Source organism: Streptomyces sp. NPDC060028, from assembly GCF_042736725.1.
Taxonomy (GTDB): Bacteria; Actinomycetota; Actinomycetes; order Streptomycetales; family Streptomycetaceae; genus Streptomyces.
On the sequence record NZ_JBHWVJ010000149.1, the window covers coordinates 1,789 to 9,658 of the forward strand.

General features: G+C 71.7%; 7 protein-coding genes. 1 reads left to right on the top strand and 6 read right to left on the bottom strand.

What is annotated here, in order from left to right; genetic code table 11:
- The 6 genes from ACFWBF_RS36530 to ACFWBF_RS36555 form a co-directional block, all read right to left on the bottom strand.
- Positions 1 to 1,464 (bottom strand): hypothetical protein (locus ACFWBF_RS36530; RefSeq protein ID WP_385609155.1); only part of this gene is annotated, 1,464 nt, incomplete at its 3' end.
- A gap of 543 nt (positions 1,465 to 2,007) precedes the next feature.
- On the bottom strand, positions 2,008 to 2,370 hold the full coding sequence (locus ACFWBF_RS36535) for a hypothetical protein (RefSeq protein WP_377541239.1): 363 nt from the start codon (positions 2,368 to 2,370) through the stop codon (positions 2,008 to 2,010).
- On the bottom strand, positions 2,367 to 2,579 hold the full coding sequence (locus tag ACFWBF_RS36540; RefSeq protein WP_377541240.1) for a hypothetical protein: 213 nt from the start codon (positions 2,577 to 2,579) through the stop codon (positions 2,367 to 2,369). The genes ACFWBF_RS36535 and ACFWBF_RS36540 overlap by 4 nt, the downstream gene beginning before the upstream one ends.
- The gene (locus ACFWBF_RS36545; RefSeq protein ID WP_377541241.1) at positions 2,576 to 3,466 is read right to left on the bottom strand and encodes a protein spdB; all 891 of its coding nucleotides are present in this window, start codon (positions 3,464 to 3,466) and stop codon (positions 2,576 to 2,578) included. The genes ACFWBF_RS36540 and ACFWBF_RS36545 overlap by 4 nt, the downstream gene beginning before the upstream one ends.
- A 2-nt stretch (positions 3,467 to 3,468) precedes the next feature.
- Positions 3,469 to 3,789 (bottom strand): hypothetical protein, encoded by a 321-nt coding sequence (locus ACFWBF_RS36550; protein ID WP_377541242.1) that lies wholly within the window; start codon positions 3,787 to 3,789, stop codon positions 3,469 to 3,471.
- Positions 3,786 to 5,744, bottom strand: a complete 1,959-nt coding sequence (locus ACFWBF_RS36555) for an FtsK/SpoIIIE domain-containing protein (RefSeq protein WP_377541243.1) — start codon at positions 5,742 to 5,744, stop codon at positions 3,786 to 3,788. Before ACFWBF_RS36555 ends, ACFWBF_RS36550 begins: the two co-directional genes overlap by 4 nt.
- Before the next feature lie 369 nt (positions 5,745 to 6,113).
- Here ACFWBF_RS36555 and ACFWBF_RS36560 point away from each other — a divergent pair, with 369 nt between their 5' ends.
- Positions 6,114 to 6,845 (top strand): GntR family transcriptional regulator, encoded by a 732-nt coding sequence (locus ACFWBF_RS36560; RefSeq protein WP_377541236.1) that lies wholly within the window; start codon positions 6,114 to 6,116, stop codon positions 6,843 to 6,845.
- Positions 6,846 to 7,870 lie beyond the last annotated feature (1,025 nt).

Consider the following 7,870-nt stretch of genomic DNA (forward strand, 5'->3'; position numbering starts at 1 on the left):
GATGTGCCAGACGGCACGTTCGCGGTCGTCGGCGTCGTCCTCCTGGTCGTCGTTCTCCTCGGCTTCGCGGCGACGTCGTGCAGCTGCTTCCTCGCGTCGGCGGGCGAGGGCTTCGAGCATCTCGGCGTACGCGTCCACGACGTCCTGCGGACCGAGAACGACGACCTCGTCGGCGACGTCGGCGAGCGCCAGGACCTCACGGACGCGGGCAGCCATGGCGGCCGGGTCGGTGTTGCCGTCGGTGCCCTCGGCGGCCTGCGTCGCCTCCAGGTCGAGGGCCTTCCTCGCGACCGCGTGCCAGCCGTCCTCGGTGACGCGGACGCCCGCGCGGAGTTCGCCGCCCTCGGCGTCGGCCGCCGCGAGCAAGTCGAGGTTGTCTTCGTCGGTGTCGCCGCCGTCGATGCCGAGCATCGAGCGCAGGTAGCGGGTCCACTCGATCGCGCGGCGGCCCTTGGTCGCGCGCTCGTACTCGTGCCACTTCGCCAGGTTCCACTCCAGCGAGCCCTGTCCCTGGGCGTCGTCCTCGGGAACGCCTCCGGTCAGGTCTCCGATCCGGCCGAGGAGTTCGAACGGCGTGACGTTCTCGCCGCCCGCGGTTTTCAGGTCGGCGCGGGCGAGTTCGAGCGCCGGCGCCTTGCCGTCCTGCGTCTTGGCGATGTACTCGGCGAGGTCGTTCGCGTCGCGCTCGGTGTGCAGCCGCTTGAAGTCGACGCCGTGGCCCTTGCCCTCGCACGGGCAGTCGGCCCGTTCGCAGTCGTCCGTCGGCCGGAACTTCGGATTGATGCCCTGGAGGGTGCGGGTCCAGGTCGCGCGCCAGTGGTCTTCCCACTCGGTGAGCCGGTCCTCGGCAGGCGTGAAGGCGCCCGTGATCCTCTTGGCCGCCTTCTCTCCGGTGGTCCGGCCGCCGACGAGGACGATCGCGTGGATGTGCGGGTGCCAGCCGTGGGCCTGACCCACGGTCACCTCCGTCGCGCGGATCATCCCGAGGTAGCCGATCCGGTCGCGGATGCCCTCCTGGTCCTTCGCCCGGCAGCCGTCGCTGACCTTCCGTCCGGCCCACGTGCCGCCCGTGATGAGCCGCTGGTAGGCGCCGGGGCGCCGGGGGGTGTCCTCGGTTTTGCGGGTGCCCTGGAGAGCGTCCATGAGGTCGGCGAGCGCGTCCTTGTACGCGTGGCGGGCGGTGAAGGTCACCAGGTAGGCGGTCCCGCCCTGTTGGAGCCAGGTGACCACGGCCTGGGTGATCTCCTCGGCGCGGCGGTGGCGGATCACGGCGGCGCAGACCGGGCAGAGCCAGATCCGCCCGCACCGCATGAGGCCGAGGACCACGGAGGTTCCGGCAGCGGTCTGGGCGACGATCACGCCGGACGCGGGGTCCATCAGGGCCCGGCCGCAGCCCTTGCACGCGGAGTCGCCGGTGATCCGCCATAGGGTCCGGCGCCGGGTGTACCGCGCCGCTTTGCGCAAGCGGGCGGCGTCGCTTCGCGACTGCCCTTCCGAGAGGCTGTCGCCTCTCGGGCTCTCCCCATCCACCCCGTCCGGAGAAACCGCAGGTCGGCGGGGTGCGGGAAACTCTGTTGTTTCTTTCCCAAGCTGTCCGGGGTTGCTGCCGGACGTCATCCCGCGCTGAATTGCGCGCTTCGCGGCCTTCCGGCAGCGGTCCGAGCAGTAGACACGCGGCACTTTGCCCGGAATATGGGCAATCGGCGTGCCGCAGTGGCAGCGGGGGCCGCTGCTGTTCCGCGTGGCGGCACGCGGAGGTTCGGGGGTTGCAGACGCTGACGCGTCCCGTACGCTGGACACAGACGAGTCCCTTGGTTGTGGAGACCGGGTGGACGTCAGAAGCGGTCAGGGATTAGGCCCCCTGGCCGTTTCGCATTTCCTGGAGAGAATCCAAGCACCTTTCGTGCCCGGTGTTCCCCCCGGCACGCGACACGGCCCTTGGGGCTGTTGGGGTTTGACGGACCGAAGAAAGCCCCGCCAGCCGAAAAGGCCGGCGGGGCTTCGGTGTTACGCGGCTTCGACCGTCCACTCCCACGACTCGCCGTCGGCGGCAGCGCGGGCGGCGGCGTCGGCCAGGGCGCGGGCGAGGGCCGACGCCCGCGGCTTGAGGTGCCGGGTCCGGGAGACCGTGAGCAGCTGCTCGGAGACGAGCGCGGCTTCGGCAGCAGGGAAGGTTCGGGGCTTCGGGAACTCCAGGGCGTCGACCAGTGAGGCCACGGCCTTCCGGTCGTTGTACGGCACGGAGGTCTGGACCCAGGACGCGAGGGCGGCAACCTCCTTGCGGAGGTGGTGGTCCTGCCCGAAGAAGTCGGCTCCGTGCGAGACGACCAGGCTCGGTGCCGCGTCGTGGATGGCGGGTCGGCGGGTCATGCTGCGGCTCCCATCCGGTGGGCGAGGTCGGCGAGCTGGGTGGCGGCCGCGAGGATCAACCGGACCTCAGGTGTGCCGTCGGTCAGGAGTCGGTCGGGTCCGGGCGCCGGCGGGACCGGCGCGGGGGCCGGGACCGGGCGGCGGCGCAGGGCCACCGCCAGGACCGCGAGGGCAACCACCACGGTGGCGAGGTAGGCGAGGGCGATCACGAGCCCACCGCCTCAGACGTCGTGACGCGCTTCCAGGCCGCCCGGAGCCGGGTCTCCCCGGCGCTGTGGCCCGCCCTGCGGAAGGCGAGGGCGAGGGCGTTGTACGACATCGGCGGGTTGGTGCTGGCCCGGAGCTCCGCGACGATCGCGTCGATCTGGTCGTCCGTCAGGGCGGGTGCCTCGATGGCGGCCAGTTCTTCGAAGGAGCCCCAGACGGGGAGCTGCCAGCGGGGCTGTGACGCGTCCTGTGACGCGGGTGCGACGCGCTCTGTCACGCAGGTCAGAGCCCTACCGGTGCCGTCGCCCTGCCGGACTCCGTCCAGCTCCGACCAGGCGCCGGAGAGCCTCCTGGCCGCCTTGGCCTGTGCCTCCGCGACGCGCTTCCCGGCGCCCGTCACGGCGTCGAGGCGGGTCTCCTCGGTGCCCGCCTCGGCACGGAGTTCGGCGCGGGCGATGGCCGCCTGATCGCGGGCGCCCTGCTGGATCGTGGCGATCCGGTCGAGGGCGGTCTTGGTGAGCGCGGTCCGCTCCCAGAGACCGTGCACGAGCCACAAGGCCTTGGCCGCGATCGGCAGCCAGGCGACGGCGAGCCATGCGCCGGCGGATCCGTCGGCGGTGAGCGCGTGGGCGACCAGGACGCCGGTCGCGACCGCGCCGAACGCCCACCCGACCACGGTGACCGTGGTGTTGTGGTCACCCTGAGCGGCCAGGCGCCGGTCGTACGCGAGGGTCGCGAGCCAGCCGCCGTCGATGCCGAGTCCGACGACCAGGGCGACGGGCCACGGCATCGAGTCCCCGAGCCACATCACGACCACGGCCAGGGTGAGGACCATGGACACGGCGGTCATGGCGACCGCCGGTGCGGCGGTGTAGTTGCGCTTGGGCATGGTCACTTCCCCTTCCGGATCTCGCGGATGAGCAGGTACGACACGCAGCCGCCGACCGTCACGGCGACGGCGACCAGGGCGACCGCGAGGAACAGGCCGACCAGGACGCAGGCGCAGGCGGCACCGCCCGCGATCCACGCGGCGACCTTCCCGGCGGACGATCCGCTGGCCTTCTGCGTCGAGCAGCTGCAGGCGGCGTGCGCGGCCGGGGCGGGGGTGGCCGCCTGTACGGCCTGGACCACGGCGAGGATCTGCGCGATCTGCTCGGTGTTGGTCTCCGCCGCGCGGGCGTCGGCCACGGCCTGGGCGAGGTTGGCGCTCATGCGGCGACCTCCGTACGGATCGTCGTGCCGTCCTTGGCGAGGAGCCCGCGCTTGACCAGCGCGTCGACCGCGCGGGTGACCGAGCCGGGGTTGATGCCGGTCGCCTTGGCGATGGCGGCGTTGGTCGACGTGCCGTCGATCGCGGCCTGAAGCACGGCCTTCTGGTTGTCGGTCAGGTCCTGCGGGACGGCAGCCGCGGGGGCGGCGTCCTTCACCAGACGCAGCGGCTCGGACGCCGGGGCCGGGACAGGCGCCGGCGCCTTGGCCGACCGCTGCCAGACCGGGCGGTCAGGGAGGGCGATGACGTCGGCCGGGGAGAACGCCCGGGTGCTGATCGGGTGCGGTGCCGCCTTGGGTCCGGAGCGGAGCATGGCCACGCCGGGCATCGGCAGGTCGTGGGCGTGCCAGCCGCGCTCGGTGGCGTCCTCGCCGAACACGACGCGGCTCTCGCCGGACGTGCTCAGGGCGAGGGCGGCGCGGTAAGTGATCTGGGCGCTGATCTGCGGGTCGATGCCGCCCTTGGCGTCCATGGTCGGCTTCTGCGTGGCCCAGATCAGGATGATCTCGGCGGCGCGCGCCATGCGGGCGAGTGTCGACAGGTTCTCCATGATCCGGGACCAGTCCGGGTCGCCCGGGTCGCCGTCGCCGCCCTTGGCGCGCTTCTTGCGCGCCATGGAGATGACCTCGGCTCCTTCGTCCACGAAGACCGTGATCCGGGGGCGGCGGGTGCTGATCTCGATGGTGTCCCGGCCGCGCGGGATCTCCTCCAGCCGCTCGTACATCTCAGCGACCAGTTCGTCCGTCACGCCGAGGACGTCTTCGGCGTAGATGGCGACGCGGGCGCGGTGCTCCCAGTTGATGCCTTCCACTCGCTTGGGGTCGATGACGACCAGGCGGTGGTTGGGCTCCTCGGACGCCTCCGCGAGCAGGGCCCGGGTGCTCCAGCTCTTGCCCGACCCGGAGGTCCCCGCGATCAGCATCCGGCGACCGAGCGGGACCATGACCGGCTCGCCGGTCACCGTGTCGACGCCCCACGGGTCGCCCGGCTTCCAGCCGGTCAGGTCGATGCCGTCGGCAGCGCTGCGGGTCCGCAGCGTGATCGTGGCGCGGTCGCCATGCGATCCCGAACTGATCTCCATACGCAGGGCGGTGCGGGCCCCGAGCATCGCCCGGATCTCCTCGTGCTTGGCCTTGAACGCCGACGGCTTCCACCGGCCATCAAGGCGCACCGTGGTGACCAGACCGGCCGGGGTCAGCTCGGTCGGTGCGGGCACGGTGCCCGACAGGCCTCGTTCGTCGGCGTGCTGGACCCAGTACGACGGGTCGAGGCGCTCCAGGAGGCGGCGCTCCTCCGCCGTGGCGTCGTCGTCGAGCGGCACCCGCACCTGGCGGCGGCCGACGGCGAGCAGTGCAGCGTTGAGGGCGATCAGGCTCAGCGAGCTTCCCGCCGGCCACATCGCCCAGTGCTCCGCCGACGACATCGCGTACGAGGTGATCCCAGCCGGGATCAGGTGCGCGGCGTGGGCGCGGACCGCGAGCTGGTTGAGCGTCAGCGGGTAGTTCCGGCGAGCCGACTTCAGGTCGCGGCGCGCGACCTTGGCGTGAGCGCGACCTGCCTTGTCCGCCGTCCGGGCCGCGCGGCGGCCGCCGTTGAACGGGTTGCTGCTCGCCGCCCGTGCGGCCTTCCGCTGGCTCGCGGCGGTCGCAGCCGTCGACCGCGCCGACGTGTTGGCCCGCTGAGCAGCGATCAACGCCTTCAGGTTCTCCGGGGTCCGGAGCTTCGCCCTGCGCTCGGCCTCCGTGTCCCAGCGGTGCGCGAGCGGGGCACACATCGGGGCGGCGCCGTCGAGTGCCTGGCTCGCCGCCGCTGTCGTCTTGTTGATCCGGTCCGCCGTGATCACGCGGGCCGTTTTGGTACCAGTACCGATCTTGTTCCATGCTGCTGCGTAGTCCACGAGTCGCTCCTTGGGTGGTCGTGGATCAGGGCCGGGATTGCCGTTCGCGCGGCGTTCCGGCCCGCCTGTTTTGTGGCGGTTGAGCCCGCAACCCCCGGGCCGCAACCTCCCTTGCGGGCGGTTGCGCCCCCGCAAGCCTGTGACCTGCGAGTTTCGGTGTTGCGGTGGTTTCCGGGGTGGGGCCCCTACGCGTGTGCGCGCGAGGGCCCCGGATTTTCGAGCCGTTCGGCGACCCCTCGGGAGGCGCCGCCGAACAAGACCCATACTGTGGGGGCACAGTTGCTGTGTCAAGCCATACACTGTGCTAGATCACTACTCCGGATGCTGTGATAGATCACCGCACCGTTCACCCGTCGAAGGAGCCCCGCCATGTCCTCGCTGGAGCGCACGCCTCCGTATCTCCAAGTCGTCGGCACGCTGAAGTCGAAGATCGTCAGCGGCGAACTCGCGCACGGCGACGTGCTGCCGTCCGTGCGCGAACTCGCGGCGGAGTACGGCATCTCGACTGCGACCGCGCAGAAGGTCCACCGCACGCTGAGGGCGGAAGGCCTCGCGGAAGGCCGGCAGGGTGCGGCCACCACGGTCAGCACGCGCCGGACCCTGCACCGCACCGCAGCCGACCGCCTGGAGGCGGCGCTCACTACCGGGCGGATCTACGCCGACGGCGAGTACGCCGTGATCACGGGCGCCGACCTGACCACTCCCCCCGAGTGGGTCGCGGACCTCCTGGGCGTCGAGGACGGCGGCCAGGCGCTGCGTCGCCAGCGGGTCACGCACAACGCCGACGCGGAGCCGGTCTCCGCGAGCACGAGCTGGTTCGTCGCTGAACTCGCGGAGACCGTGCCCGCTCTGCTGCAGCGCGAGCGGATCCCGGGCGGCACCCCATCAGCCATCGAGGCCGTCACCGGTCGACGCGCCGTGGCCTCCGAGGAAGCCAGCGCCGCCGATGCAGCAACCGAGGAACAGGCGACTCTGCTTGGCGTCGAGCCCGGCGCCCCCGTTCTGCTGAGCCGGAACGTGTACGTCGACGCGCAGGGCGACACGGTGGAGGTTGGGGAGTCCGTCGCACCAGCCCGCCGTTGGCGAGCCCATCGGAGCTGACCTCCGCCCGCACACACCGAAGCCCCCGCCGATCCGAATTCGGCGGGGGCTTCGTCGTGCCAAGTCCCGAACGTACCGGCACACGGCCTCCCGTGAGCCTCTGAGCGTCGTTCTCCCGCTCCTGCGACTCTCGGTCCGCCGGAGCGCTCACGAGCCCTCAGGCGGGCGTACAGGCCGCCTGAGGCCCGTAATCCTCCGTGGCCTACCGCATACGCGTCTGCGGGTGCTCCGGACGACCAACGACGGCCAGCGGGAAGGGGGGTGGGGTTGCGCGGCTTGAGCGGCCGTCTGCCGGGCCCGGATTGGGACGGAGCGCCGTACCCCCGCCGTCACGGATGCGGGTGCGTAAGGCGACCTGGAGGCACTCCGCGGCTGAGGGGGAGCAGCTGCTGCCGCGATGTGGCCGAGCGACGCGTGGGCGCTCCGCTAGGAATCGGTCCGTGGTGGCTGATCGTCCGGCTCTCCGTCATCCGCCGGCGGCCACAAAGGCATGGCGGACGCAGTCTGTGCGGACCTGCGGCGAGCCCGTTTCAAGGGAGGCAAAGGTGCGGGGGGTGACGGGGAATTCGTGGCGTTGACCTGCGGTGATTGAGTTTCGACAACAGACGTATTGGAGGGTTGCGGAGTTTCGGCTGTTGTCGAAAAGAAGCGTTCGTCGGCCCGGCCTTTGGAGTAGGCCCGGAACCGGATCTCCTGGTCCCGGCGAGCCCTGTACGCGTACTCCTTGTGCGTGCGCGTGCAGTAGTCCCGGCTGCGGCCGACGCCCTTCTGCTGGATCGGGCCGCCGCACCAGCCACAGAGCTTGTTGCCGTCGGCGTCCCTCGGTGTCTCAGTGCTCATGGCCGACGACCGTACGCGGCGCGTCCTCTGGCGCGGCGCGTGGGCGCAGTTGTTACAAGTTTCTCTACTGGTTCAAGGCCGTCGCTGCGCGCCGGCGCGGCCCGGCTGTCGGCCGGGCCGCTCCGGTAATCGCCACGCTGCCCCGGCGCCCCCCCCGCCGCGGCCGGACGCAACCTCCTAGGGCA